Genomic DNA, 26,292 nt, shown 5'->3' on the forward strand with positions numbered 1-26,292 from the left:
GAGCGTACGCCGAGTTCTCCCGCCCGACAGGGCGTCTTGGGGTTTCCCGGGGAATGGGACTTCAAGCTACAAACGTCGCTAACGTACTGTGGTGGCATGCCGGAGCTGCCCGAAGTGGAATCGCTCGCGGAGTTTCTTCGCGAGCACGCCGTGGGCCGCGCGATCGCTGGTGTCGACGTGGTGGCCTTCCAGGCGTTGAAGACGGTCGATCCGCCGGTCACCGCCCTCGGCGGGCTGATCGTGACCGGTGCGGGGCGGTACGGCAAGTTCCTCGATCTCGACTGCGACGGCCTGCACCTGATCTTCCACCTGGCCAGGGGCGGGTGGCTGCGCTGGCGCGACGACCTCAGCGGGGCCAGGCCGGTACGTCCGGGCAAGGGTCCGCTCGCGGTCCGGGTACGCCTGACGCCCGACGACGACGGCCGCGCCCCCGGCTTCGAGCTGACCGAGGCGGGCACCCAGAAACGGCTCGCCGTCTACGTCACCGAAGACCCCGCGAGCGTGCCGGGCATCGCCGCGCTGGGGCCCGATCCGCTCGCGCCCGACTTCACCGCCGACACGCTCAAGGGCATCGTGGGCGGCAGCCGGGCGCAGATCAAGGGCCTGCTGCGGGACCAGAAGGTGATCGCGGGCATCGGCAACGCCTACTCCGACGAGGTGCTGCACGTCGCCAGGATGTCGCCGTTCAAGATCGCCTCATCGCTCACCGACGCGCAGGTCGCCGACCTGTATGAGGCGATCGTGACGACCCTGCGCGACGCGGTGGCCCGCTCGCGCGGGCTGGCCGCCAAGGACCTGAAGACGGAGAAGAAGTCAGGCTTGCGGGTGCATGGGCGGACCGGCCAGAAATGCGAGGTCTGTGGGGACACCATCCGCGAGGTCTCGTTCGCCGACTCCAGTCTCCAGTACTGCCCGACCTGCCAGACCGGCGGCAAGCCGCTGGCCGACCGGAGGTTGTCCCGGTTGCTGAAGTGACCTGGGACAATCGAGGTCATGAACGTTCCCGAGATCGACGCCAACGCCGTCCCCGACGACGCCTACCTGCTCGACGTCCGCGAGCACGACGAATGGCACGCGGGCCACGCCCCGACGGCCACCCACATCCCGCTGGGCGAGCTGCAACGACGGGTCGAGGAGGTCCCGGCGGAGGCCACCGTCTACGTGGTCTGCCGGGTCGGCGGGCGCTCCGCCCAGGCCACCGCCTGGCTCAACCACATCGGCCGCCAGGCGGTCAACGTGGGCGGCGGCATGCAGTCCTGGGCGGCGGCGGGGCGGGCGATGTCCAGCGAGAGCGGCCAGGAGCCCTTCGTCGCCTGAAGATCGCTTGAAGATGGCTTGAAGGCCGCCTGAATAGGGCTAAGGTGGCCCCCCATGACCGAATCTTCCTCCCACCTCACCGTCACGGCGGACGCCTACGACGCCATCGCCGCCCTCTACGCCGACCTGTCCCGCAACGCGCTCGATGACCAGCCGTTCGACCGCGCGTCGCTGGAGGTGTTCGCCGAGGTCGTACGGACCGCCGGGGGCGGTCCGGTCGCCGAGCTGGGATGCGGCCCCGGGCACACCACGGCGTACCTGCGGAAGCTGGGCCTGGACATCTTCGGTCTCGACCTGTCCCCGGTGATGATCGACCTCGCCCGCGAGGCGTTCCCGGACCTGCGCTTCGAGGTCGGCTCCATGGACGCCCTCGACCTGGCCGACGGCGCGCTGCGGGGCATCGTGTCCTGGTACTCCATCATCCACACGCCCCCGCGGGAGCTGCCCGCCTACCTCGGGGAGTTCGGCCGCGTGCTGGCCCCGGGCGGCCATCTGCTGCTCGGCTTCTTCGAGTCCGAGGGCGATCCGGTGACGCCCTTCGACCACAAGGTGACGCGGGCGTACCGCTGGCCGATCGACGAACTGGCCGCCCTGACCCGCGCCGCCGGCTTCGCCGAGGTCGGCCGGATCCTGCGCGAGCCGCACGAGGGCGAGCGGTTCCGCCACGGCCGCCTGCTGATGCGCCGGGAGCCCGCAGCCGCGGTGTGAATGCGCATGCGGAAAGACGCGTTCCGTCACGTCGGCGGGTTTTGCCGTGGTGTTGACTTCCGGATTCCCGCAATTTATCGTTCACGGGGCAAGCGATCCCAAATGGCATAACGGGGGTGATCGACTGCCTTTCTGGAAAGCGCTATCCGCTCACGCTTGATGATCACGGCGCGGACAGGTGTGTTCGCCTATCGTCAAGCCCGTGGAAGGCCCGTGGAAAGCCCGCGGATCAAATCGATCAGTGCGACCTGGAAAGAGGCATGCTCATGTTCAAGCGATTACTGATCGCCTGTGTGGCGATCTTAGGTGTGACCGGAGTCCTGGCGGGCCCGGCCCAGGCGTCCGGCCCTGAGACCATTCAGGGCAAGGGCGCCTACGCGACCCTGCAGCATCAGGCCGGAAAGACCACGTACACCGTGACCGCGACCGACGAGCTGGGGGTCGTGTTCATCCCCGGGGAGTTCGCGACTCCGTTCGACGCGTACGGCTGTAGCGGCGCCGTGTGCATTCGGCTCGACTCGGAGCCGAACAACTCCAACTACATCGCGTCGTGGGAGACCACCGCCACCGCGTCCAACGCCCGGTGCTCCTACCCCGTCTACTTCATCAACGACGGAATCGTGAAGCAGGGCAGCACCTACTGCAGCCAGGGAGCCGGCGTCTTCTTCGCGGTCTGGAACGCCAAGAGGTACTTCCCCTCGCCCAGCCTCGCCTGTAACGAGTGGGCGGGCTTCCCGTCCCCGGCGAACCGCCCCTGCAAGACCATCAGCAACTAAGCTCGGGTCGTCGGCTTGAATACGCTGCGGCGGCTCGGCCTGTGCGGCCGGGCCGCCGCGGTGACGTGTTCGCAAAGGATGCCATATGGATATTCCCGCACTGGGTCCTTCCCGGGTGATAGCAGAAGGCCGGACACCGGAAGCGGCCGAATGGCGAGTGGAGACCTTCGGCCAGGGCGGCGAAATGTCGGTCATTCTGACGACCGTCTTTCCCGATGGCCGCCGCGACAGTGGCGGGATGGGCGGCGGCGGCATTGCCGGGGACACCACGATGGCCGTCTATCACGGGAGGGGTGAAGGCACGCCGCTGTCCGTCCTTTGCCGTACCGGCCCGCTCGTGTCCAGAGTGCGGATCGTGACCACGGCTCGGAATGGCGAACACCTCCTTGAGCCCGTCGCGACGCTTCCTGAGCCGGGAGAGAAGATCTTCGTGGCGGTCCTGCCGCCTGGCATCGATTTCGTGAACGCGTACGCGTTGGACGACGCGGGTGAGGTCATCGGGCGGCACACGCCGCGCCGGCCTGGAGAAGGACACGGATAGCCGGACCACCCCCTGTGGTCAAGCCGCGACCGATACGGCATGATGAGGGCGCAATTCAGACCTCGCGGGAGCTCGGGGCCGAACCGGGCTGAGAGGGCAGTAAACGCCGCTGCCGACCGCATGAACCTGTCCGGGTAATGCCGGCGTAGGGAGCGTGTGATGGCGTCTGACGTCATTGATCCGCACATCGATCCCCCATCCTCATCCAACGAGGTGCCCCTCACCCTCGATCAGGCCCCGCCCAAGACCCTCGGCATGCTCGACCAGAGCGCGTTCTGGGCCAACCTGGGAGTCAGCCTGCTCGGTTTCAGCGGGGCCCTCACCCTGCTCAATGCGGCCGGCCCAGGGGCGCCCCTGACCTTCGCCGCCGCGATCCTGGCCACCGTGGTGGGCAGCCTGATCGGCACCGCGATGGTGGGGCTCGCGGCGGTGCCGGGGGCGCAGACCGGGCAGCCGTCGATGGTGCTGCTGCGCGGGCTGTTCGGAGCGCGCCTTTCGTACGTGCCCTCGTTGCTCAACACCGTCCAGATGATCGGCTGGGGCGCGTTCGAGCTGTGGGTGATCGCGAACGGCGCGCAGGCGATCTTCGGTACGGCGGTGCCGTACTCCGTCTGGGTCCTGCTCGGCGGGCTGATCACGGTCGCGCTGACCATCTGGCCGCTCGGCTCGATCCGGCTGCTGCGCAGGTTCGTCACCGCCGGGGTGGTGGTGGCGATGATCTGGCTGACGGTGGCGCTGGTCCAGCGGGGGCCGTCGCTGAGCGGCGGGTCGTGGGCCGGGTTCGCGCCCGCCGTGGACTACGTGATCGCGCTGTCGGTGTCCTGGGTGCCGATGGCCGCCGACTTCACCAGGCACTCGCGCTCGCCCCGGGCCGCGTTCGGCGGGGTGTTCGTCGGCTACTCGATCGCCCAGGTGGCCTGCCTGGGCCTCGGCGTGGTGGCCTTGGCGCTGGTCGGCAACGACGCCGACAAGGTGTGGGGGGCGTTCGTGGCGGCCCCGCTGGGCGCGCTGTTCTTCGGGATCCTGGTGCTGCGCGAGACCGACCAGTCGTTCGCCAACACCTACTCGACCACCATGTCGCTCCAGAACCTGATGCCGAGGGTCGATCGCCGGATCATCTCCGTGACGGTCGGCGTGGTGATCAGCGCGCTGGCGCTGGGCGCCGACGTCACCGACTACACCGCGTTCCTGGCGCTGATCGGCGCGGTGTTCGTGCCGATGTTCGCGGTCCTCGCGGTGGACTACTTCGTGCTGCGCGGCATCACCCGCTGGGACACCGGGGAGCAGGCCCCTTCCCGCTGGCTGATGCTGGTGCCGTGGGTGCTCGGGTTCGTGACGTGGTGGCTGGTCGCGGCGCTGCCCGAGGTGGAGTGGTGGGAGTCGCTGTGGACGTCGGCGCGCGCCGCGCTCGGCTTCACGCCGCAGCCGTGGATGAGCGCGGCGCTCGCGGCGTTCCTGGTCGCGGCCGTGGTCACGCTCGTCGTGGCCCCACTTGACCGCAGGCTGCGCCCGGCCCGTTAGGGGCGGGCCTCCAGGCGGAGCAGCAGCTCCTTGGCGGCGGTCCCGCCCGCGTACGCGCCGGGGCCGTCGTCGTCCACCACCCGGTGGCACGGGGAGATCACGCAGACCGGATTGGCCGTCAGGGCGTTGCCCACCGCGCGCAGCGCCCGCGGGCGGCCGATCCGCTCGGCCATCGCCCGGTAGGTCGTGGTCGTGCCGTACGGCACGCCGCTGACCAGGGACAGCAGGCTGCGCGCGAACGCCGCGGCGAGCTGGAGGTCCACCTTTGTGGTGAAGGTGCGCAGCCGACCGGCGAAGTAGGCGTCCAGCTCGCGGCGTACCGGGTCGAGCCGGCGCGGGTCGGGGCCGATGAACGTGCCGATGGCCCGGCTGACCCGCTCGTACACGGTGTGCTCGTCGTCGAAGCTGCACACCGCCACCCCGCGCGCGGTGACCGCGAGGACCAACGTGCCCGCCGGGCTCTCGGTCGTGCCGAACGCGATGTCAGGTGGCCCGTGGCCGCGGTAGCCGGGCGAGGTGACGCGCAGCAGGGCGTCGAGGTCGCCGGACACTGGCCCTCACCCTCTCGCGCCCATCGGCGGCCGTGTGACGGCCGCCGACCATAAGACGCACTAGACACCGCTGAGCGCAGCGTATCGGACGGATCGGCACAACGGACGCGGCGACACCCGCACCTCGCACGGCGGACCGGACGAAAAGGCCAAGATCGGGCTACGGAAACGGGCACTATGGGATTGTGGGTGACGAGAAGGCCGAGAGTGATGACGGCATCGCGCGGGCGGTGCTGGACAGCTCGCCCAATGCCATCGTCGCCCTGGACCGCGACCAGACCGTGGTGCAGTGGAACAGCGCGGCCGAGCGGCTGTTCGGCTGGACGGCGGCGGAGCTGCTGGGCAGGCGCGCGCCGATCGTGCCGCCCGAGCTGACCGCCGAGCACAACGCGGTGCTCGAACGCGTCCGCACCGGCGATGTGGTCTCGCTGCGCACCAAGCGGCTGCACAAGGACGGGCGGCCGATCGACGTCCGGGTGGACATCAGCGCGTTGCGCCACGACTCGGCGGCGATGGTGGGCTACGTCTGCGTACACCACTCGGTGCGCGACGACCAGACCGCCCGGCACCGCGGCGAGCAGCGCGAACGGCTGGTCCGCAGGCTCACCGACGTGGTCGGCGACATCAACGCCGAGCTGGAGCTGCCCGCCGTGCTCGACCGCATCGCGGCCAGCCTGACCGAGCTGACCGGGGCCGACGCCGGGGGCTTCGTGCTCATCGAGGGCGAGCGGCTGCGGCTGGTCAGCGCGCACAAGCTGCCGCCCTCGCTGCGCGGGGCCACCGCCGACCTGCGTACCAGCCTGGTCGGCAAGCTGCTGCGCACCGGCAAGACCGTGCTGCTGGAGACCCAGGAGGTCGGCGACCTGATCTGGGCCGAGCTGCCGGGGCTGCACTCGATCGCGCTCGGCATCGCGGCCGTCGGCGGCCGGCCCTACGGGGCGCTGTACGCGCTGTTCGCCAAGCGCAAGGCCGGGCACGTCGAGCTGGAGCTGCTGGAACTGCTGGCCGGGCACGCCGGGATCGCGGTCGGCAACGCGATGGCCTACCAGGACGTGCTGCGCCAGCGCGCGCACGAGCGGGCGGTGTTCGACGCCAGCGCCGACGGCATCGCGGTCCTCGACCGGCGCGGCGTGGTGATCCAGTGGAACCCGGCGGCGGGCGAGCTGACCGGCCACCACGCCGGCGACGTGCTCGGCGGGCCGCCGCCGTTCCCGCTGCCCGCGCCCGGCGAGAAGGACACCTTCCAGCTCCCCAGCGGCGTGTGGCTGGACGTGGTCAGCGCGGCCATCCCCGAGACCGGCGAGACGGTCGTCGACTTCCGCGACGTCACCCGGGCCAAGGAGCTGGAGGAGGCCAAGGACCTGTTCCTGGCCACCACCAGCCACGAGCTGCGCACGCCGATCACGGTGGTGCGCGGGTTCGCGGGCACGCTCGACGCCCGCTGGGACAAGATGAGCGACACCGAGCGGCGTTCGGCCGTGCGCACGATCGCCGAGCGGTCGCGTTCGCTGGCGCAGCTCATGGACCACCTGCTGCTCGGCGCGCGGGCCGGGGCCGAGGAGCTGGCCGTGCGGGCCGAGCCGTTCGACCTGGCCGAGGTCGTACGCCGGGCGACGCTGGGGCTGCCGGAGCTGTCGGCCAGGCACAAGATGGAGGTCGAGCTGCCCGGCGACCTGCCGCCGGTGCTCGGCGACCCCGCGGCCACCGACATCGTGCTGTCGCAACTGCTGGAGAACGCCTTCAAGTACTCCCCGGACGGCGGGCTGATCCGGGTCGAGGCGTGGCCGGAGGCGTCCTGCGGGAAGGACGGCGTGGTCGTGGTGGTGGACGACGAGGGGGTCGGCATCGCCGCCGCGGACCGCGAGCGGATCTTCGAGCGGTTCGTCCAGATCGACACCGGCGACCGGCGCAGGTTCGGCGGGGTGGGGCTCGGGCTCTACATCGTGCGCAAGCTGGCGCGCGCCCAGGACGGCGATGTGAGCGCGCATCCGCGCCCGGGCGGCGGCACCCGGATGCGGTTGTTCCTGCCGTGTGCCACTACCAGCAGGGACATACGGGAGGGGTAACGAACGGGTAAGCGAAGGCCCGGTCTATCCTCCAATGAGCACAAGCTGTAATCGCCGTTCGGTTTCTCGGGCGGTCTAACGGGGCATTTCGGTCGTACTGGGGTGTGCTCCCCGGGGGACATCAGGGAATGGGGGAGGTGAGTTCGTCGAGCGCCGTGCTGCTGCCCTACGCGCTGTCCAGCGTCGCCGTCGCTCGTCAGCGCATCTATTCCGACCTGCGTGAATGGGGGGTCTACGGCACCGCCGTCGACGATGCCGTGCTGGTGGTCAGCGAGTTGCTGAGCAACGCGCTGCGGCACGCGCACCCGCTGCCGTCCGGTCAGGTGGGGGTCGCCTGGCAGCGGATGGACGGCCACGTCGAGGTCGCGGTGAGTGACGGCGGCGCGACGACGGAGCCGCGGGCCGCGGTTCCCGCGCTGTCCTCCCTCGGCGGGCGCGGGCTGGGCATCGTCGAGTTCCTCGCCGAGCGCTGGGGGGTCAGGTACGAAGGCGAGGTGACCACGGTCTGGGCGGTGGTCGCCTGCCCGCAGTCGATGAACGGCGAGCGTGCGAACAACGACGTGCCCGCCCTGCAGGAGTGACCCGGCGTCAGGCGGCCACGGGCTTGGGGTAGAAGAGCGCCCGCTCCGCGGCCGTCCAGGCCGTGGTGGTGAGCAGGTAGAGCGCCGCCGCGAGCGGCATCACCAGGGCCACGAGCACCGCCCCGTAGGGCAGCAGCGGCGCGATCCTGCGCATGACCTCCGGCTGCCCCTCCACCGCCACGGCCGTCAGCCGGACCCGCCGCGATGAGAGATATGCCACACCGGCGATCAGCCCGATCACCGCCGCGAACACCAGGACCGGCACGCCGAACGGCCCGTACGCGCCGATCACCGACGCCACCTGTGCCCCCAGCGGAGCCCCGAACAACGTGTGGGTGGTGGGCGCCGAGGCCGTCTGGAACAGCAGCATGAAGAACGGCGCCTGGGCCAGCGAGGGAAGAATCCCGGAGAAGGGCGAACCGCCCTCCTTGGCGTAAAGCTCCCTGATCTCCTTCGCCATCCGCTCCGGGCGGTGCTTGAACCGGCTGCGCAGCTTGGTCACCTGCGGGGCCAGCCGCTGCCTGATCCGCTCACCGCGGGCCGCGCGCAGCGTGAGCGGCACCAGCGCCAGCCGTACGGCCAGCGTGAACAGCACGATCGCCAGCGCCGCCGCATTGGGCCCCGCGATCGGGGCGACGAAGTCGGCGAGCCCGGCCAGCAGGCCGGACGTCAACCCGATCAGCCCGTCGAACACGCTCAGCTCACCGGGACTTGCCGAGGATCATGACGACCCCGACCACGACGACCGCGATCACACCGACGACCAGCAGCAGCTTCAGCAGGCCCGCGACCATCGGGACGACGAGCCCGAAGACCACATAGATAGCGAGCAGCACGCCAAGAATGCTCAGCACGATTCGACCCATGCGCTCCACGGTACGTCGCGCCCGACCGCCCCGCGACGCGGTTACCGGCGGCATCGGGTAACGATCAGGTGGCGATCACCGTACCGTTGAGGCATGAACGGCGCAGCGGCCCGCATCCTCGTGGTGGAGGACGATCCCACCGTCGCCGAGGTCGTGGCGAAGTACCTGGAGCGCGACGGGCACACGGTCGACTGCGTGGGCGACGGCGCGGAGGCGCTGCGCCGGGCCGTCGCCGATCCGCCCGACCTGCTGGTGCTCGACCTGATGCTGCCCAAGATGGACGGCCTGACGGTGTGCAGGAAGCTGCGCGAGCGCAGGCCCGTCCCAGTGATCATGCTGACCGCGCTCGGCGACGAGATGGACCGCGTGGTCGGCCTGGAGACCGGCGCCGACGACTACGTGACCAAGCCGTTCAGCCCCCGTGAGCTGGCCCTTCGGGTGCGCTCCGTGCTGCGCAGGGCGCGTGGGGCCACCGTGCCGGCCGGCACCGGCGTGCTGGCCGACGGCGACCTGCGGGTCGACGTGGGCGCGCACGAGGTACGCCTGGCGGGCCGCCCGGTCACGCTCACCGCCCGCGAGTTCGACCTGCTCGTCTACCTGATGCGCAACCCCAGGCAGGCGTTCGGCCGCGCGGCGCTGCTGGACCAGGTGTGGGGCTGGTCGTTCGGCGACTCCTCCACCGTCACCGTCCACGTACGGCGGCTCCGCGAGAAGATCGAGCCCGACCCGACCACCCCGCGCCGCATCGTCACCGTGTGGGGCGTCGGCTACCGCTACGAACCGCTCGACGACGGGTGAGCGGATGATCTGGCAGTCCCTCGCGGCGGCGGCCGGGTTCGCGCTGCTGCTCGCCGGGGCGGGCGTGGGCGTGCTGCGGCTGCTGCGCGGGCGGTCCATCGGCGTGATGTTCGCCGTGGTCGCGGTGATCACGGTGGTGGCCACGCTCGGCGGCGTCCTGGCGGTCACGCTGCGCATGCTGCTCCAGGGCGACTCGCGAGACGTCGTGCTCACCGTGGTCGCGGTGGGCGGGATCGTGGGGTTCGGGGTGGCGCTGGTGATGGCCAGGCGGGTGGTGCTGGCCAGCAGGCGGCTGGTGGGCGCGGTACGCGAGGTGTCGGCCGACGGCGGCGGCTTCACCCCGCCCGAGGGCCTGCCCGCCGAGCTGGCCACGATCGCGGGCGCCCTGGACGAGGCGTACGCCCGGCTGCGCGCGGCTCGCGAACGCGAGCGTGCGCTGGAGTTCGCCCGCCGTGAGCTCGTCGCCTGGGTGAGCCATGACCTGCGCACCCCGCTCGCCGGCATGCGGGCCATGGCCGAGGCCCTGGAGGACGGCGTGGCCGCAGACCAAGAGACGGTCGCCCGCTATCACAGGCAGATCGGCCTGGAGGTCGATCGGCTGACGGCGATGGTGGACGATCTGTTCGAGCTGTCCCGCATCCACGCGGGCGCGCTGCGCCTCGCCCCCGCCCGGCTCGACCTGCGCGATCTGGTCGCCGACGCCCTCGCGGCGGCCGAGCCGCCCGCCCGCTCCCAGGGGGTACGGCTGGCCGCCGACCCCGGCCCCCCGATCGCCGTACGCGCCGACCCGAACGCCCTCGGCCGCGCCCTGCGCAACCTGGTCGCCAACGGGATCAGGCACACGCCCCCCGGCGGTGAGGTGCGCATCCGCGCCGCCGCGCACGGCGAACGCGCCCGCCTGTCGGTCACCGACGCCTGCGGCGGTATCCCGCCGGGCGATCTGCCCCGTGTCTTCGACATCGCCTTCCGCGGCGAGACGGCCCGCACCCCCACCCCAGACGGCGGCGGGGCCGGGCTCGGCCTGGCCATCGCCCGCGGGCTCGTGGAGGCTCACGACGGGGTCATCACCGTCGCCAACGACGGCCCCGGGTGCCGTTTCGACATCGAGATCCCGGCCGGGACCCGTTAAAAGTTATCCACATAGAGGCTGTGGATAACCCTGTGGGCTGCGCGGAGTCGCCATCCCGGTCACGGGGCGATTGGGCTTATAAACCAGCAGTAATGGGACAAAGTCCCCCAATTTCCACCGTCTTGTTATCCACAAGTTATCTGTGGATAACGCTCAGGCGTGCTTGTGGGCGGAGAGTACGCCGCCGGGGCCACGCTCCTCGGCGAGGTCTTCCGGATGGCCCTGGTCGATGGGCCGGGCGCGGCGGTTCCACCAGGGGACGTCGAGCGTCTCGGCGACCGCGCGGAAGGTCGGGCACGGCCAGCGCCACATGCAACTGCGGCAGCGCATGATCGGGTTGGCGGCGTCGCTGGTGATGCCGCCCGCGTCGCGCGGCCGGTGCAGGTCGAGCAGGCGCAGCACCAGCTCGGCGAAACAGCGCACCTCCTCGCGCGCGACCTCAAGGAAGACCAGGTCGTGCGGGGAGAGCGGGGTGCTGACCGTCGCCGCCCCCTCCTGGCCGGGCAGCGGGCACGGTGGCATGGCGCGGTCGCGCCACGGGGTGGACTTCTCGGTGCGCTCAAGGGTCGCGTGCAGCGATTCCTTGAGCCGGAGACATTGTGGATCTTCCGGTTGGTCTGTTTTCATCTTTTTTTGACGGCCGAAACACCGCCCGACGCCTGCCCTTCAGTTGCGAAGGCACGACAGGACGCGAAGCCCCTGGACTCCTGCTGCCGGCCAAGCCGATGTCGCTCTGCGTCAATCTTTGCGCACCCAGAGTTTCCGTGGGGCGTGAATCGGGGACAAAGGCCGGACGACTCCCCGGCAGGCCGGATCTGCCGGAGAGCGTGACCCGGAGCCTTCGCGGCGCTAGTGTGCCCGCTGTGGAGCTAAAGGTCTCGACTCGATCACATGCCGGTCACGCCGTGATGGCCGTCGCCGGTGAAATCGATCTGTATACCGCGCCCCGACTCCAGGCGGAGTTCACCAAGCTGCTCGAAGGCGGGCCGTCGCGGGTGGTCATCGACATGTCCGGCGTCGACTTCTGCGACTCGACGGGCATGAACGTGCTGCTGTCCGCACTGAAACGGCTCAAGGAGCACGGCGGGGCGCTGGAGGTCGCCGCACCCCGTCCGGCGGTACGCAAGATCCTCCAGGTCACCGGGCTCGACTCGGTCTTCACCGTGCACGATTCGGTGCCGAGGGAGATGCCGATCTCCGAGTCCTGACCGCCCGGCCGCGGCTAGCATCGGTCACCATGGACACAGCGGTGATCATTCCGGCCAAGGACGAGGCCGACCGGATCGGCGCCACCGTGACGGCGGCCCGCGCGCTACCGGGCGTCGACCTGGTGGTGGTGGTCGACGACGGCTCGGGCGACGCCACCGGCCGGGTGGCCAGGGCGGCGGGGGCGCGCGTGGTCCGGCACAGCCGCAACCGCGGCAAGGCCGCCGCCATGGAGACCGGCGCGGAGGCCGTCCGCCTGCTCGACCCCGAAGAGGCCGGGCAGGCCAGGCACCTGCTGTTCCTGGACGCCGACCTGGGCGAGACGGCCGGTGCCGCCGCGCCGCTCACCGAGCCGGTGCGGGCCGGTGAGGCCGACATGACCATCGCCGTCTTCTCCACCCGGGTCAAGCTCGGCGGTCATGGTCTGGTGGTCGGCCTGTCCCGCGACGGCATCAAGAAGGCCACCGGCTGGACCGCCGCCCAGCCCCTGAACGGCCAGCGCTGCCTCACCAGGGCCGCCTTCGAGGCGGCCCGCCCGCTCGCGCACGGCTTCGGCGTCGAGACCGGGCTCACCATCGACCTGCTGCGCCGCGGCTACCGGGTGCGCGAGGTCGAGGTGGACATGGCGCACCGGGCCACCGGCGGCGACTGGGACGCCCAGCTCCACCGCGCCCGCCAGTACCGCGACGTCGCCCGCGCCCTCCTCGCCCGCAGGGCACTACCCCGCCCGTCACGCTGAGCGTCGTCAAACCGCTGGCGTTGTGCGGTTTCGCGGCGGCCGCCGTATCTGTGCTGGAATTCCCCCGTGACATTCGTGAGGTCGCCGCTGGCGCTGATCGGTGCGAGCGTGCTGCTCATCGTGGCGGTCGGGCTGCTGGGGCCGTCGGCGATGGTCCCGGCGCTGGACGGGCCCGCGTGGCAGCCGCCGTACTCGCTGGGGCTGCGCCCCGCGGGGCCGTTCGTGATCGCGATGGCCGCGGTGGCGCTCGTGCTCGGCGCGGCCGGCCTGGGCGCGGCGCTGCGGGCGGTACGCCGGGGCCGGTGGGCCGGGCTGCCGCTCGGCCGCTGGCTCACCCTGGCCGGATGCATGGCCGCCGGGGTGCTCGCGCTGCTGCCCCCCTCCGGCTCCTCCGACCACCTCAACTACGCCGCCTACGGCCGGATCGCCGCCCTCGGCCACGACCCCTACGCGACCACCCCCGCCGAGTTGCCGCAGGTCGCCGGGTGGCCCGAGGAGTGGAGGAACACCCCGAGCGTGTACGGTCCGGTGGCCTCGGCGGTCCACCTGCTGGCGGGCCTGGCGGGCGGCGGGTCCGTGCGGCTCACGGTGTTCGCGCTGGAGGTCGCGAACGCCGCCGCGTTCATCCTGACCGCGCTGCTGATCCACCGGCTGACCCGCGGCGACGCGCGGGCCGCGCTGCTGTGGGCGGGCAACCCGCTGGTCCTCTACCACCTGGCCGCCGGGATGCACGTGGACACCTTCGCCGCGTTCGCCGTCGTCGCGGCGCTGGCCGTGGGGGTCGGTACGGCGGGCCGCCGCGCGGGCACCGGCGCGCTGATCGGCCTGGCCATGGCCGTGAAGATCAACGCGGGCCTGGTCGCGCTCGGCCCCGCCTGGGCGCTGCGCCGCGCCCCCGCCAGGCTGGCGATGGTCGCCGCCGTGGCCACCGCGACCGTGGCCGGGACGTACGCGCTGGCCGGTCCGCACTCACTGGACCAGGTCGCGCGGGCCAGTCGCTCCCTGTCGCACGCCACGCCGTGGCAGTTGTTCCAGGCCGCCCTGCAGGGGCTGCTCGGCCCCGGCGGCTACGTGATCTGGATCCAGCTCGCCTCGCTGGCGGTGATCGCCGCCCTGGCCGCGCTGCTGCTGCGGGCCATGCCGGGGGAGGCATCGGCCGCGCAGGTGGCGGCGGCCGTGGTGGTGGCCTACCTGTTCGCCGCGCCGTACGCGTTGCCGTGGTACGACGGCCTGGCGTTCGCGCTGGTCGCGATGATCCCGGCGGCCGGGGCGCTGGACGCCTTCCTGGTCGCCCGGCTGGCGGCGCTGTCGCTCGCGTACCTGCCCGCGCGGGTGGTGGACCAGCCGCCCGAGCTGGCCAAATGGCTGCTCGAAGTGGTCAGGAAGCAGGCGGCGCCGTGGATTCTGCTGGCCGTGACCGTGGCTCTGGCGGTGTGGGCGTGGCGGGCCCGGCGAGTTGCAGCGCCCGTACCGCCGCCGCCAGTGTCAGCGGCACCGCGAACGTGAGCGCCATCGCCGGGATCGCCACCCCGGAGTCGTTGATCAGGAACCCGGCGAGCGCGCAGCTCAGCATCCCGAACAACGCCGGGCGCAGGCTCGGCGCGCGCCGGTAGAGGAGTTCCAGCGCGGAGGCCCCCCAGTTCGACGGCCTGGCCAGGACGAAGAACAGGAACGCCAGCGCGGCCAGTGACAGGACGGTCAGCGGCACGTTGCCCAGGGTGCCGATCATGGCGCTCAGCTTGCGGCCGAGCACCGGCCACGCCTCGCCGTCCAGCACCTGCTGGAAGAACGCCCCCAGGTGGGTACGCCGGTCGGCGGGCCGCCGCCAGTCCAGGAACGCGAACAGCGTGAGCAGCGCCGCCGCCGCCACCCCGACCAGCAGCAGGCGCGACACCGACAGCCTGCGGCCGGACAGCAGCGTGAGGAACACCGCGACGCCGACCACGAACGCGGGCACCCCGCCGAAGTCGGCCCCCCACGACGGCCACCCGTCGGCGAACACCGCCAGCAGGCCGTACGCCCCGCACACCACGAGCGCCAGGCGGCGCCTGCCCCGGGTGACGAGGGGGTGCGCGAGCCCGGCCAGCAGCATGATCGTGGCGGTGGCGAACACCGCGAACGCGATGTTCCCGAACCCGTAGAAGCGCCCGCCGGTGACCGGTTCGTAGCCGGTCACGGCGTTGATCTGGAGCTGGGAGCCGGTGGCGACGTCGAGCATCAGGCACACGGAGGTCACCCCGGCGACCACCGTCAGCGGCCCCAGTACCGCGTGCCGCCAGGGCCCGGCGAAGGCCAGGCCGGTGATCAGGAAGGCGAACCCGAGGATGGTCGCGATCAGCCCGGCCATCGCGCTGCCGGTGCTCCACCACGGCACGAGCTGCGCCAGGAAGCTGGACACCGCCACGGCGGCGCTGACCACGGCGACGACCTGGGTGGCGGCCAGCAGCCGCGAGCCGCCCCTGCCCCGCCGTACGGCGATGGCGGCGGCCAGGTAGAACAGCACCTGGACGATGACCAGGGCGATGTAGAAGGGCGTGCGGACGGTACGCAGGACCTGGCTGGCCAGGTCGGCGTCGGCCAGCTCGCGTACGGTCGCGCCGCCGGGGGCGTTGACGTGCCAGGGCCGGCCGCTCACCCCGGCCGGGGGCCGCTCCAGACCGGCCAGGTACAGCGCGGTGGCGGTCAGGTCGGTGATGGTGACCAGGCCCTGCTGGCGGGTGGAGGAGGCGGTGAGCCGCCCGGCGTATCGCTTGCCGTCCGGGCCGGGGCCGTGCCCGATGGCCACGTGCAGGTGGGCGGCGGTGGAGATGTCGGAGATGCCCGCGACGAGGACCGACGTCCCCGGGGGCAGGTGGGCCAGCAGCGTGCCGATCTCGCGGTCGGCGGTGGCCACGGCGTGCTCCCTGGCCTGCTCGGTGGGCGGGATGGGCTCGCCGGTGCCGTCCACGCCCCGGTCGATCCAGGCCCTGGCGAGCTCGTCGGCCTCCATCACGATCAGGCGGTAGGGGGTGAGGTCGTCGATGCCCTCCGGCGTGGCCGAGTATTTGGCGATATTTCCGCTCTGGTCGGCCGCACCGAGGGCGGCACCGGGGCCGATCGCCGCGACCTTCCACCCCTTGTCCGCCATCGCCTGCCCGAGCGAGCCGATCCGCGCCCGGTAGGACTGGTCGTCGTTGAACGCCCGCAGGTTGTCCCAGCCGGGCACCCGCGCGCCGCCGTCCGCAGTGGGCTCGGGCAGCGGCGGCAGCCCGCACCCGGCCCCCGGCGCGCCCGCCCGCTGGCCCGCCGAGATCGTCAGCCAGCCGGACACCGGGCAGGTGATCGCCCGGTTGGGCGGCGGGATGGTCCGTGTGGACAGCGACCCCACCGCGCCCTCGGCGGCCAGCCTCCACAGGTTGGGGGTGGTCTTCTGGTCGATGTCCGCCCATTCCAGGCCGGGGACGCCGATCACGGCCACCGGCACCGGAATCGGACCCGTCGCCGCCGCGGCGGCCCCGGGGACCGTCAGGACGAACAGCGCGGCCAGCGCCGCGAGCAGGGCGGCGGCGCGGGGGGAGCGGAGCGGGCCGTACGCGGTGCCGGCGTCCGGGCGATGCATGTGATGCCGCTCCTTAGTGCTTGCCTGCTCTGTCTGTGCCCTTGCTGTGTACTTGACGGGGCTTCGGGGGGCCCGCACCGGGCGGAGGCTCCACGGTAACCTCCCACGTCGTGAAGACTGGCGAGGTGCCCTCCGTCGAGCCCACCGTGACCACCGCCGTGAAGGCCGCGCGGTGGTGGGCGTGGCCGCCCGCCGTACTGCTCGTGGCCGCGGCGGTCGCGCCCCTGGTCGGCTACTGGCTCTTCAACGTAGACGACCAACGACTCGTCGATCTCGATGTGTACCGTACCGGGGGACAGGCCATCCTGGACGGCCGTCCGCTGTACGACTTCATCACCCCGGCCCCTCAGCTCCTGCCGTTCACCTACCCGCCGGTGGCCGGGCTGCTGGCCACGCCGCTGGCCGTGCTGAGCTGGCCAGTGGCGCAGTGGGTGTGGACCGTGGGGATCTTCCTGGCGCTCGCGGTGACCGTCGGCCACGCCTTCCGTGCCTTCCGTCCGTCGCTGGCCCGCGCTGGCGGCCTGGCCGTACCGCTGCTGTTCGCGGCCCTCATGATCGCCTGCACCTACCTGATGCCGATCAGGGACCAGGTGCGTTTCGGCCAGGTGGACATCCTGCTGGTCGCGCTCTGCCTGGCCGACTGCGTGGCCCGCCGTCCGTGGTGGCCGCGCGGGCTGCTGATCGGGATCGCCACCGCGGTCAAGCTCACGCCCGGGGTCTTCCTGATCTACCTGCTGATCACGAGCTGGGGCCGCGACCACGACAGAGAGCAGCGCCGGACGCTGTACGTGGCGGTTCTCACAGCGGGCCTGCTGACCGTCCTGCCGTTCCTGGTCATCCCGCAGGACGCCGCGCAGTTCTGGTTCTCCGCGCTGCTCGACAGCGACCGGCTCGGGGCCAACACCGGCACCACCAACCAGTCCATGCGCGGCATGCTGCTGCGGCTCTACTGGCCCGAACCGCTCAGCACCCTGCTCTGGCTGGCGCTGGTCGCCGCGGTCGGCTGGTACGGCTTCCGCCGCGCCCGCGAGGCCCTGGCCGCAGGCGACACGCTCACCGCGGTCGCGCTCACCGCCCTGATGGCCGTACTGCTGTCGCCCGTGGCCTGGATCCACCACCTGGCCTGGGTCGTCGTGGTGCTCGGGGCGCTGGCCGGCGACGGCCGCGACCGGGTGCGGCTGTGGGTCGCGGGCGGGGTGTGGCTCTACTACGTGGTGCCGATCCCGTGGTGGGGGGTCACGATCAGGGCCGCCGAGATCCCCGTGATCAGCCCGGTGTTCGGCAGGATCGTGCAGAACGCCTTCGGGCTCGGCGCGCTCGGCCTGGTCTGGCTGCTCGGTTCGTGGCTGCCCCGGCGGCGGGCATCGGTTGAATCGGACAGGTAGAAATTCGCGTTCACCACGCCGCACAGTGGCTACCCTGGTGATATGTCGAAACTCGCCTATCTGGGGCCCGAGGGCACCTTCAGCGAGGAGGCCCTGCGGATCCTGGCGCCCGAGGCAGAGCGGCTGTCCTGCCCCAATGTGGGGGCGGCGCTCGAAGCCGTACGGCGTGGCGTGGCCGACGCCGCGGTGGTCCCGCTGGAAAACTCCCTCGAAGGCGGCATCGCCTCCACGCTCGACGAGCTGGTCCGCGGTGAGCCGCTGCTCATCACCGCCGAGCTGCTGCTCCCGGTCCGCTTCTCGCTGCTCGCCCGGCCGGGCACCGAGATCCCCCACATCAAGCGCTTGCTGACCCACCCGGCCGCGCACACGCAGTGCCGCGGGTTCATCGCCCGCGAGCTGCCCGACGCCTTGGTGGTCGCCTCCGCGTCCACCGCCGCCGCCGCCCAGGAGGTGGCGCTGCCCGGCTCGCCGTACGACGCCGCCATCGGCGCGTCCATCGCGGGCGAGCACTACGGCCTGCTGGAGATCGCCTCCAACGTCGGCGACCGCGACGACACGGTGACCCGGTTCGTCATGGTGGGCAGGCCCGCCCCGCTGCCCGCGCCGACCGGGGCCGACCGCACCTCGACGGTCGCCTTCCTGGCCGAAGACCACCCGGGCGCGCTGCTGGAGCTGCTGACCGAGTTCTCCGTGCGGGGGGTCAACCTCTCGCGCATCGAGTCCCGGCCCACCGGCGACGGCATCGGCAGTTACTTCTTCTTCTTCGACTTCGAGGGCCACGTGGCCGACGCCCGCGTCGGCGAGGCGATCTCCGGCCTGCACCGGGTGTGCGCCGACGTGCGGTTCCTGGGCAGCTACCCGCGGGCCGACGGCATCGCGCCGCAGATCCGGCGGGGCACCTCCGACACCGAGTTCGCCGAGGCGGGGGAGTGGCTGGCCCGCGTCCGCGAAGGGCGCCTCTGAAAGCCGCCTCCGGCAGGGGCCGCGTCCGCGAGCGGCGCGGCCTTTCCCCCCGGTAGCCTTTGCACTGTGATTGACCTGCGTACCCTTCGAGAAGACCCGGACCGGCTCCGGGCGTCGCAGCGCGCCCGGGGCGAAGACGACTCGATCGTCGACTCACTGCTCGAACTCGACGCGAGCCACCGCTCCGCGCTCAGTTCCTTCGAGAGCCTGCGCGCCGAGCAGAAGTCCATGGGCAAGTCGGTCTCCAGGTCGTCGGGCGCGGAGAAGGACGCGCTGCTGAGCCGGGCCAAGGAGCTGGCCGCGCAGGTGAAGGCCGCCGAGGCGGAGGCCGAGGCGCTGGCCGGGCGGCTCGACGCGGCGGTCGCCGCGGTGCCCAACCTGGTCGACGAGGCCGCCCCGCACGGCGGCGAGGACGACTACGTGGTGCTGGAGGAGGTCGGCGCGAAGCCGTCGTTCGACTTCGAGCCGCGCGACCACCTGGACCTGGGCGAACGGCTCGGCGCGATCGACACCGAGCGCGGCGCGAAGGTCTCCGGGGCGCGGTTCTTCTTCCTGACCGGCGTCGGCGCCCGCCTCCAGCTCGCCATGCTCAACCTGGCCATGCAGCAGGCGGTGGAGGCGGGCTTCGTCCCGATGATCCCGCCTGTGCTGGTCAAGCCCGACGCCATGCGCGGCACGGGCTTCCAGGTCGAGCACGACAAGGAGATCTACCACCTCCCCGAAGACGACCTCTACCTGGTGGGCACCTCGGAGGTGCCGCTCGCGGCCTACCACGCCGACGAGATCCTCGACACCACCGCGCTGCCGCTGCGCTACGCCGGGTGGTCCTCGTGCTTCCGCAGGGAGGCCGGGTCCTACGGCAAGGACACCCGGGGCATCATCCGCGTCCACCAGTTCGACAAGGTGGAGATGTTCTCCTTCTGCCGCCCCGAAGACGCGGCGGAGGAGCACCGCAGGCTGCTGGCCTGGGAGCAGGCGATGCTGGCCAAGGTCGAGCTGCCGTACCGGGTGATCGACGTGGCGGCGGGCGACCTGGGCACGTCGGCGGCGCGGAAGTTCGACTGCGAGGCGTGGATCCCGAGCCAGGGCCGCTACCGGGAGGTCACCTCGACCTCCAACTGCACGGAGTTCCAGGCCCGGCGGCTGTCGGTGCGCCACCGCGGCGAGGACGGCAAGACCCGTCCGGTCGCCACGCTCAACGGCACGCTGGCCACCACTCGCTGGATCGTCGCGATCCTGGAGAACCACCAGCGAGCCGACGGCTCGGTGGTGGTGCCGGCCGCGCTCCGGCCCTATGTCGGTCTCGATGTGCTGGAGCCGGTGAAGAAATAGCCCGGCGCGGGGCTCAGTGGGTCCGTAGGGGCCCGCTGGGCCCCTTCTCGTACTCAGGGATCATTTCCGCATCCCGTGGCCGGAGAAGGGTTTTCAACGGTCCTGACCGGGACCGAACAACCCACTGATTCGCCCGCCGGATGTTTTGCCGTTAGATGCGCGAAAGGCGAGGTTCGCTTTGAGCGAACCCCGCCCTTTACGGCGAAGCCGGTGAGGTCGTCAGATACCGCGTACCTGCGAGGCCTGCGGACCCTTCTGCCCCTGTGTGATCTCGAACTCGACCCGCTGGCCGTCTTCGAGGCTGCGGTAGCCGTTGCCGACGATCTCGGAGTAGTGAACGAAAACGTCCGGCGCGCCGCCGTCCGGGGCGATGAAGCCGAAGCCCTTCTCAGCGTTGAACCACTTGACGGTTCCCTGAGCCATTAAAGCTCTCCCTCAGGATGTGAAACTTGGGATCCACACCTCGTGAATCCCGGTGTGTCGTACCGCGCAGCCCCGGGGTGGCTCAGACAGTCAAGCTGGTATTCACAACGGGATCAGCTAATACAACGTCAACATATCTAACACCATCCGGGGCCGTGGTGTTCCCGCCATCGCAAAGTTTCCTCACCGAGCATGGTTCCGGGCAGACTGTAACCCGTTATGACTAGACCCCGGCTGGTCGCCACCGACCTCGACGGCACCGCACTGCGTACCGATGGAACCATTTCCCCGCGTACGGCCGCGGCCTTCGCACTTGTCGAGCGCGCGGGCGCGCTGCTCGTCTTCGTCACCGGCAGGCCGCCACGCTGGATGAGCGGCGTGGCCGCCGCCGTTCACCACCGCGGACTGGCGATCTGCGCGAACGGCGCACTCGTCTACGATCTGCACACCGAGGCGGTCGTGGAGTCGCATCTGATCACGTCCGGAGTGCTGCGCGAGGCCATCGCGACACTGCGGGATCGGATGCCCGCACTCGCCTTCAGCGCGGAATATGAAGGTGGTTTCGCCCGCGAGGCCCGATTTCGGCCCGACGGTAGAGACAGCCGCACACCGGAAGGGCCCGCGGTGGACGATTCCGCCCTCGTGGCGCGTCCGTGCGCCAAGCTGCTGGCCCAGGACCTCACGATGGCACCCGACCACCTGCTGACGGCCGTACACGACGTGGTGGGGCATCTGGTGACCGCCACGCATTCCAGCCGGGGGGACGGCATCATCGAAATGAGCGCGCACGGTGTGACGAAGGCCACTTCACTGGCGGCGCTCGCCCGGCGGCACGGCATCACCGCGGAAGAGGCGGTGGCGTTCGGGGACATGCCCAACGATCTGCCGATGCTCGCGTGGGCCGGGACGGCGTACGCGGTGGCCAATGCCCACCCGCGGGTCCTGGCCGCCGTCGATCAGAGGACGGCGGCCAACGACGAGGACGGCGTCGCGGCGGTGCTGGAACGGCTCTACAGCGCCGTACAGCCCCTGCCCTGAGAAAGGGGGCGCCCTGGGCCGCTCAGTGCCTCTGAGCGGCTTACAGGCTTCGTGGGGTCACAGGTACGGGCCGGACGCGCGGTGCTGTTGCTGCAGCTGCTCCTCGCCCTGCGGGAAGCCGCCGGGCAGCGCCCGGCGCATCTGCTCAAGCTGGGCGCGGGCGGCCATCTGCTGCGCGAACAGCGTGGTCTGGATCCCGTGGAACAGGCCCTCCAGCCACCCGACCAACTGCGCGTGCGCGACCCGCAACTCCGCGTCGCTCGGCGGCTGATCGTCATTGGTGAACGGCAACGACAGTCGTTCCAGCTCATCGACCAACTCGGGCGCGAGGCCGTCCTCAAGCTCCTTGATGGAACTTTGGTGGATCTCCTTGAGCCGCTTGCGGCTCGCCTCGTCAAGGGGGGCCGCGCGGACCTCTTCGAGGAGCTGGCGGATCATGCTCCCGATGCGCATGACCTTCGCCGGCTGCTCGACCAGCTCGGTGACCGACCGCTCCTCGGAGTCGCCGTTCTCATCCTTGACCGGGACGCCCTGAGGGTCCACGACCACGATGTGCGGGGTGCTCTCCTCAGCATTCATGAATCTCAACCTAGCTCACCGGACCAGCAGGATTTTCCCGAAGTGGGCGCCTTCTTCGAGCGCCTCGTGCGCCCGGGCCGCGTCCGCGAGCGGGACCGTGATATCCACCACAGGGCGGACCGCTCCCGCGCTGATCAGCGGCCATACGTTGTCCACCACGCCCCGCACGATCACGCCCTTCTCATCGACCGGCCGCGAGCGCAGCGTGGTGGCGTGGATCGTGCCGCGCTTGGCCAGCAGCGCGCCGAGGTCCAGCTCGCCCTTCGTGCCGCCCTGCAGGCCGATCACGACGATGCGCCCGCCGGTGTTGAGGGCGCGGACGTTGTCCTTCAGGTACTTGCCGCCGATGATGTCCAGGATCACATCCGCGCCGAACGCCTTGGCGAAGTCGTCGGTCCGGTAGTTGACCCCGTCGTCCGCGCCGAGCTCGCGGCAGCGGGCCAGCTTCTCCGCCGAGCCCGCGGTGACCACGACCCGCGAGCCGTACGCCTTGGCGAGCTGGATCGCCAGCGTGCCGATCCCGCTGGCCCCGCCGTGCACCAGCAGGGTCTCGCCGCGGCGCAGCCGCGCCGTCATGAACACGTTGGACCACACCGTGCACGCCACCTCCGGCAGCGCGGCGGCGTCGGTCAGCGACACTCCTTCGGGCACCGGCATGAGCTGCTGCCAGGGCACGACCACGCGCTCGGCGTACCCGCCGCCGGACAGCAGCGCGCACACCTCGTCGCCCGGCGCGTACCCCTCGACGCCCGGACCCACCTCCGCCACGACCCCGGAGCACTCCAGCCCCGGGTAGGGCGAGGAGCCGGGCGGCGGGTCGTAGAAGCCCTTGCGCTGGAGCAGGTCGGCGCGGTTGACCGCGGAGGCGGCGACCTCCACCAGCACCTCACCGGGCCCTGGGCGCGGATCGGGGACCTCCTCCCAGCTCAGCACGTCGGGACCGCCGGGACGGGAGATGACGATGGCACGCATGCCGTCAACGCTAGCGCCCGGCCAGGGGGGAAGAAGTTGACCGTTGCCCTGTTGGCTGGAACGCGGGGCGATAACCTGCAATGTGTTTGCTGCACCTGATATGCCCAGCCCCTAGGGGGAAAACGGTGGCACGACACGATCGTGAGGATCCCCACTCGCTCGAAGAACAGCTCGCCTGGCTCGACGCGATCAAGGAGAACGAAGAGGCTCCGACCAGTGTCGTGGCCACGGCCGTGGAAGACACCGTGGTCTCCCCTTATCCGAAGGACCCCTGGCTGGCGGCGGCCAACGAGGCCGATCCGGCGGCGCTGTCCCGTACCTCGGGCTCCGCCGCCGCAGCCGACCCTGCTCCTGCTCCTGCTCCTGCTCCGGCTCCTGCTCCTGCTCCGGCCGAGGAGTGGAAGCAGGCCGCGGAGGTCTCCGGGGCCTTCACGCTGCCGCCCGCCCCTCCTGAGCGTTCTGAGGCCGGGGAGGGGGCGGAGACGGGCGACGAGGCATTCCTGGAGCCGCTGCGCCCGCTGCCCCGGCAGGAGGCAGCCGAGCCCGCTCCCGCGCCGGACGTGCCCTCCGAGGCGTCGCCGGAGGTGTCCTCGCCCGATGTGACGCCGCCCAGGTCCGTGGCGGAGTACGAGAACACGTTCGGTGCGGTGCCGCCGTTGCGTCCGGGGGAGCGCGGCCTGTTCGAGCCGCCGGAGCAGCAGCAGGAGACGGCGGCGGCCCAGCCGTCCGGCTCGTCGTCCACGACGGCGGAGGACCTTTCGCCTCCTCCGGCGTCCCTGCGGCTCCCGGAGGAGGAGCCCGCGGCGCAGGAGCAGAGCCAGTGGAGTTCGTGGAGCCCGTCCGCCCCGGCCACCGGCCCGACCAACCCCACCAATCCCTCCCTGCCTTCGCTGCCCTCCGAGTGGTCACTGACCCCACCAGGCGTCTCTGAAGGCACTTCGCCAGGGATGTCGGGGGGCACTTCGCCCGGGATCTCCGCGGGCACTTCGCCGGGCATCTCCGCGGGCACCGATCCCGGTGGTTCGGAGGCCGCCGAGCGCCCGGCGTACCAGGCCCGCCGCCGCCTCGCCGAGCCCCAGCCGCCCGCGCAGGCCCCGGCCCCCGCCCCCTCTCCACAGCCACAGGCACAGCCGGAACGGCCCCCGGTCGCGCCGACGTTCAGCCCGGCCCCGGCCCAGCACTCCACGCGGCGCGCGCGCAAGCCCGCCTCCGCCGTCCCCGACCTGTCCGGCCGCCCCAACGCCGACAGCCTCGACCCCGACTCGCTGCTGCGCGGCCGGCGCAACGGCCCCTCGGGCGGCTGGCGCAAACTGGTCTACAAGGCGTCCGCCGGCTGGATCAAGCCCGGCGAGCCCGCCGTCGTACGCCGCCGCAGAGAGCTGATCGCCCGCGCCCGCATCCCGGTCGCCAGCGGTCACCACCGCGTCGCCGTGCTCAGCCTCAAGGGCGGCGTCGGCAAGACCACCACCACGGTCGGCCTGGGCTCCACGCTCGCGCAGATCCGCGGCGACCGCGTGATCGCCGTCGACGCCAACCCCGACCGCGGCACGCTCTCCGACAAGGTCGAGCTGGAGACGTCGGCGACCGTACGCGACATGCTCAACGAACGCGCCCAGATCAAGCGCTATGTGGACATCAGGGCCTTCACCTCACAGGCCCCCTCGCGGCTGGAGATCCTGGCCTCCGACCGCGACCCGTCCGTGTCGGAGGCGTTCAGCGCGGGCGACTACCAGGCCGTCGCCCAGGTCCTGGAGAACTTCTACTCGATCTGCATCACCGACTGCGGCACCGGCCTGCTGCACTCGGCCATGTCGGGCGTGCTCGGCCTCGCCGACCAGCTCGTACTGGTCAGCTCGCCCTCGGTGGACGGCGCGCGGGCCGCCTCGGCGACCCTCGACTGGCTGGAGGCCCACCACTACGAGGAACTGGTGCGCAACGCCAACGTGGTGCTGTGCAGCGTGCGCCCGAGGTCGAAGTCGACGGTCGACCTCGACAAGCTGGAGGCCCACTTCGCGGCCCGCTGCCGGGAGGTCGTACGCGTGCCGTACGACCCGCACCTGGAAGAGGGCGCCGAGATCGACCTCGACCGCCTCCAGGAGGCCACCCGCGACTCCTACCTGCGCCTGGCCGCCTCGGTCGGCGACGGCTTCGCCCCTGTGCCCACCACGGTGGTCCGCTGAAAGGAGATCTGCGGAGGGTGTGGGATTCGAACCCACGAGACCATCGCTGGCCTGGCCGCTTTCAAGGCGGCTGCACTAGTCCACTATGCGAACCCTCCCGTGGACACCAACGATAGCGCTGCCGCCCCCCTGCTCGCGGCCCTTTATCCACCCCTTGATCTGTCAGAGCTGGTCGAGCAGCCAGCGCGGGCCGGTCACCGCCGCGTGCAGTTCGTTCACCCGCCGCCGCAGCTCGCGGTCCGCGGTGACGACAAGGACCCGCTCCCAGGCCGGGAGGTCGCGTACGGTGTGCACGATCGCGTCGTCGCCGCTGCCCTCGGCCCGTACCACGCCGACCCCCGGAGGCCCGCTCACCCCGCGCGCGGCCCCCTCCACCACGGCGACCACGCGCGGGAACCACCGTGCCAGCCGTGGAAACCCCTCTGGCGCGGCCCGCAGCCCGTCGTCCGCCAGATCGCGTACCGCCGACAACAGCTTCGCCGCCGCTCCGGCCCGATCCCGCCACCACCCGTGCTCGGCCCGCGCCCCGACGATGTTCGCGATGTCCAGCACCAGCACCACGGGGCTCAGCGCCGGCCGGATGTCCGGCCACGTCTCCACGAACCCCGGATGCAACCGCCGGTCCGCGACCTCGTCGGCGGCGACCCACACCAGTTCGTCGCTCTCCGCGCTCGCCGAGACCGGGAGCAGGCTCGCCGCCTCCGCGATGACCGTGTCGAAGGTCCACCCGCCGTGGTCGTCGTGGTACACCCCCTGCACCCGCAGCCCCTCGCCGTCGAGCCCGGCCTCCTCCCGCGCCTCGCGCAGCGCCGCGACGACCGGGTCTTCATGGCTGTCCCGAGCACCCCCGGGAATCCCCCACGTCCCCCCGTAGTGGCTCCACCATGACCGTTTCTGCATGAGGATGTAAGGCGTGCCGGTCATGTCATGATGTACGGCCAGCAGCCCCGACGCGCCGTGGACGCCCCAATGCCGATGCCCGCGCCCGCACTGAGCCCACCCGTCGCCGTCGTTGGCCGCCAT

The 26,292-nt window shown here is 71.5% G+C and carries 26 protein-coding genes, 1 tRNA gene and 1 riboswitch; of the genes, 18 read left to right on the plus strand and 9 right to left on the minus strand.

The genetic code is table 11. From position 1 onward, the window contains the following. The first annotated feature begins 96 nt into the window (after window positions 1-96). From DP939_RS00485 to DP939_RS00510, 6 genes are all read left to right on the plus strand, one after another. Window positions 97-975: an Fpg/Nei family DNA glycosylase gene (locus DP939_RS00485; RefSeq protein WP_113977506.1), complete on the plus strand. Its 879-nt coding sequence runs from the start codon at window positions 97-99 to the stop codon at window positions 973-975. Window positions 976-993: 18 nt separating this feature from the next. Then, a complete protein-coding gene (locus DP939_RS00490) occupies window positions 994-1,317 on the plus strand; it encodes a rhodanese-like domain-containing protein (protein WP_113977508.1) in 324 nt (107 codons plus the stop codon). Window positions 1,318-1,371: 54 nt separating this feature from the next. After that, complete coding sequence (locus tag DP939_RS00495) at window positions 1,372-2,025, plus strand: class I SAM-dependent DNA methyltransferase (protein ID WP_113977510.1); 654 nt, start codon at window positions 1,372-1,374, stop codon at window positions 2,023-2,025. A gap of 266 nt (window positions 2,026-2,291) precedes the next feature. Beyond that, complete coding sequence (locus DP939_RS00500; RefSeq protein ID WP_147267800.1) at window positions 2,292-2,801, plus strand: hypothetical protein; 510 nt, start codon at window positions 2,292-2,294, stop codon at window positions 2,799-2,801. Window positions 2,802-2,886: 85 nt separating this feature from the next. Beyond that, window positions 2,887-3,342, plus strand: a complete 456-nt coding sequence (locus DP939_RS00505; protein WP_147267801.1) for a hypothetical protein — start codon at window positions 2,887-2,889, stop codon at window positions 3,340-3,342. Between the two features lie 54 nt (window positions 3,343-3,396). Then, a riboswitch (TPP riboswitch) is annotated at window positions 3,397-3,511 on the plus strand. Continuing rightward, complete coding sequence (locus tag DP939_RS00510) at window positions 3,502-4,863, plus strand: purine-cytosine permease family protein (protein WP_113977516.1); 1,362 nt, start codon at window positions 3,502-3,504, stop codon at window positions 4,861-4,863. (Overlaps the previous riboswitch by 10 nt.) On the opposite strand, the gene DP939_RS00515 is transcribed toward DP939_RS00510, so the two are convergent. Continuing rightward, window positions 4,860-5,414, minus strand: coding sequence for a methylated-DNA--[protein]-cysteine S-methyltransferase (locus tag DP939_RS00515; RefSeq protein ID WP_113977518.1), 555 nt, complete (start codon window positions 5,412-5,414; stop codon window positions 4,860-4,862). The genes DP939_RS00510 and DP939_RS00515 overlap by 4 nt on opposite strands. A gap of 185 nt (window positions 5,415-5,599) precedes the next feature. On the opposite strand from DP939_RS00515, the gene DP939_RS00520 reads away from it, so the two are divergent. Together DP939_RS00520 and DP939_RS00525 are read left to right on the plus strand one after the other, a co-directional pair. Continuing rightward, a complete protein-coding gene (locus DP939_RS00520; protein WP_113977521.1) occupies window positions 5,600-7,480 on the plus strand; it encodes a sensor histidine kinase in 1,881 nt (626 codons plus the stop codon). 128 nt (window positions 7,481-7,608) lie between these two features. Beyond that, on the plus strand, window positions 7,609-8,061 hold the full coding sequence (locus DP939_RS00525) for an ATP-binding protein (RefSeq protein WP_113977524.1): 453 nt from the start codon (window positions 7,609-7,611) through the stop codon (window positions 8,059-8,061). 7 nt (window positions 8,062-8,068) lie between these two features. Here the strand turns inward: DP939_RS00525 and DP939_RS00530 are convergent, their stop codons facing one another. Further along, the gene (locus tag DP939_RS00530) at window positions 8,069-8,755 is read right to left on the minus strand and encodes a YidC/Oxa1 family membrane protein insertase (RefSeq protein WP_199564883.1); all 687 of its coding nucleotides are present in this window, start codon (window positions 8,753-8,755) and stop codon (window positions 8,069-8,071) included. Window positions 8,756-8,762: 7 nt separating this feature from the next. Beyond that, window positions 8,763-8,927: a hypothetical protein gene (locus DP939_RS45910; protein WP_158578413.1), complete on the minus strand. Its 165-nt coding sequence runs from the start codon at window positions 8,925-8,927 to the stop codon at window positions 8,763-8,765. Between the two features lie 93 nt (window positions 8,928-9,020). Here DP939_RS45910 and DP939_RS00535 point away from each other — a divergent pair, with 93 nt between their 5' ends. After that, window positions 9,021-9,725, plus strand: coding sequence for a response regulator transcription factor (locus DP939_RS00535; protein ID WP_113977530.1), 705 nt, complete (start codon window positions 9,021-9,023; stop codon window positions 9,723-9,725). Between the two features lie 4 nt (window positions 9,726-9,729). Continuing rightward, window positions 9,730-10,854: a sensor histidine kinase gene (locus tag DP939_RS00540; RefSeq protein ID WP_113977532.1), complete on the plus strand. Its 1,125-nt coding sequence runs from the start codon at window positions 9,730-9,732 to the stop codon at window positions 10,852-10,854. A gap of 153 nt (window positions 10,855-11,007) precedes the next feature. Here DP939_RS00540 and DP939_RS00545 read toward each other — a convergent pair whose 3' ends face one another. Then, window positions 11,008-11,481, minus strand: coding sequence for a hypothetical protein (locus DP939_RS00545; RefSeq protein ID WP_199564884.1), 474 nt, complete (start codon window positions 11,479-11,481; stop codon window positions 11,008-11,010). 236 nt (window positions 11,482-11,717) lie between these two features. Between DP939_RS00545 and DP939_RS00550 the strand changes: the two genes are divergently transcribed. The 6 genes from DP939_RS00550 (at window position 11,718) to serS (ending at window position 20,077) form a co-directional block, all read left to right on the plus strand. Next, window positions 11,718-12,062, plus strand: coding sequence for an STAS domain-containing protein (locus tag DP939_RS00550; RefSeq protein WP_199564885.1), 345 nt, complete (start codon window positions 11,718-11,720; stop codon window positions 12,060-12,062). A gap of 29 nt (window positions 12,063-12,091) precedes the next feature. Then, complete coding sequence (locus tag DP939_RS00555) at window positions 12,092-12,799, plus strand: glycosyltransferase family 2 protein (protein ID WP_113977537.1); 708 nt, start codon at window positions 12,092-12,094, stop codon at window positions 12,797-12,799. Between the two features lie 66 nt (window positions 12,800-12,865). Next, complete coding sequence (locus DP939_RS00560; RefSeq protein ID WP_225877976.1) at window positions 12,866-14,305, plus strand: hypothetical protein; 1,440 nt, start codon at window positions 12,866-12,868, stop codon at window positions 14,303-14,305. Window positions 14,306-16,507: 2,202 nt separating this feature from the next. Further along, window positions 16,508-17,782, plus strand: coding sequence for a glycosyltransferase 87 family protein (locus DP939_RS00585; protein WP_225877977.1), 1,275 nt, complete (start codon window positions 16,508-16,510; stop codon window positions 17,780-17,782). Window positions 17,783-17,824: 42 nt separating this feature from the next. Then, window positions 17,825-18,745 carry a prephenate dehydratase gene (gene pheA / locus DP939_RS00590; RefSeq protein ID WP_113977549.1) on the plus strand — a complete coding sequence of 307 codons (921 nt, stop codon included), beginning with the start codon at window positions 17,825-17,827 and terminating at the stop codon, window positions 18,743-18,745. A gap of 66 nt (window positions 18,746-18,811) precedes the next feature. Beyond that, complete coding sequence (gene serS / locus DP939_RS00595) at window positions 18,812-20,077, plus strand: serine--tRNA ligase (protein ID WP_113977551.1); 1,266 nt, start codon at window positions 18,812-18,814, stop codon at window positions 20,075-20,077. 219 nt (window positions 20,078-20,296) lie between these two features. On the opposite strand, the gene DP939_RS00600 is transcribed toward serS, so the two are convergent. Continuing rightward, a complete protein-coding gene (locus DP939_RS00600; protein ID WP_111170261.1) occupies window positions 20,297-20,500 on the minus strand; it encodes a cold-shock protein in 204 nt (67 codons plus the stop codon). Window positions 20,501-20,719: 219 nt separating this feature from the next. Here DP939_RS00600 and DP939_RS00605 point away from each other — a divergent pair, with 219 nt between their 5' ends. Beyond that, on the plus strand, window positions 20,720-21,538 hold the full coding sequence (locus DP939_RS00605) for an HAD family hydrolase (protein WP_113977553.1): 819 nt from the start codon (window positions 20,720-20,722) through the stop codon (window positions 21,536-21,538). 57 nt (window positions 21,539-21,595) lie between these two features. On the opposite strand, the gene DP939_RS00610 is transcribed toward DP939_RS00605, so the two are convergent. Together DP939_RS00610 and DP939_RS00615 are read right to left on the minus strand one after the other, a co-directional pair. Then, window positions 21,596-22,117 carry a bacterial proteasome activator family protein gene (locus DP939_RS00610; RefSeq protein ID WP_113977556.1) on the minus strand — a complete coding sequence of 174 codons (522 nt, stop codon included), beginning with the start codon at window positions 22,115-22,117 and terminating at the stop codon, window positions 21,596-21,598. A 15-nt stretch (window positions 22,118-22,132) separates the two neighbouring features. Beyond that, window positions 22,133-23,089 (minus strand): NAD(P)H-quinone oxidoreductase, encoded by a 957-nt coding sequence (locus tag DP939_RS00615; protein ID WP_113977558.1) that lies wholly within the window; start codon window positions 23,087-23,089, stop codon window positions 22,133-22,135. A 125-nt stretch (window positions 23,090-23,214) separates the two neighbouring features. On the opposite strand from DP939_RS00615, the gene DP939_RS47505 reads away from it, so the two are divergent. Beyond that, a complete protein-coding gene (locus DP939_RS47505) occupies window positions 23,215-25,269 on the plus strand; it encodes a MinD/ParA family ATP-binding protein (RefSeq protein ID WP_225877978.1) in 2,055 nt (684 codons plus the stop codon). Between the two features lie 11 nt (window positions 25,270-25,280). On the opposite strand, the gene DP939_RS00625 is transcribed toward DP939_RS47505, so the two are convergent. Next, window positions 25,281-25,367 (minus strand) — tRNA-Ser (locus DP939_RS00625). A 64-nt stretch (window positions 25,368-25,431) separates the two neighbouring features. Continuing rightward, window positions 25,432-26,292, minus strand: coding sequence for an NUDIX hydrolase (locus DP939_RS00630; protein ID WP_113977561.1), 861 nt, complete (start codon window positions 26,290-26,292; stop codon window positions 25,432-25,434).

It is taken from the genome of Spongiactinospora rosea, assembly GCF_003315795.1.
Lineage (GTDB): Bacteria > Actinomycetota > Actinomycetes > Streptosporangiales > Streptosporangiaceae > Spongiactinospora > Spongiactinospora rosea.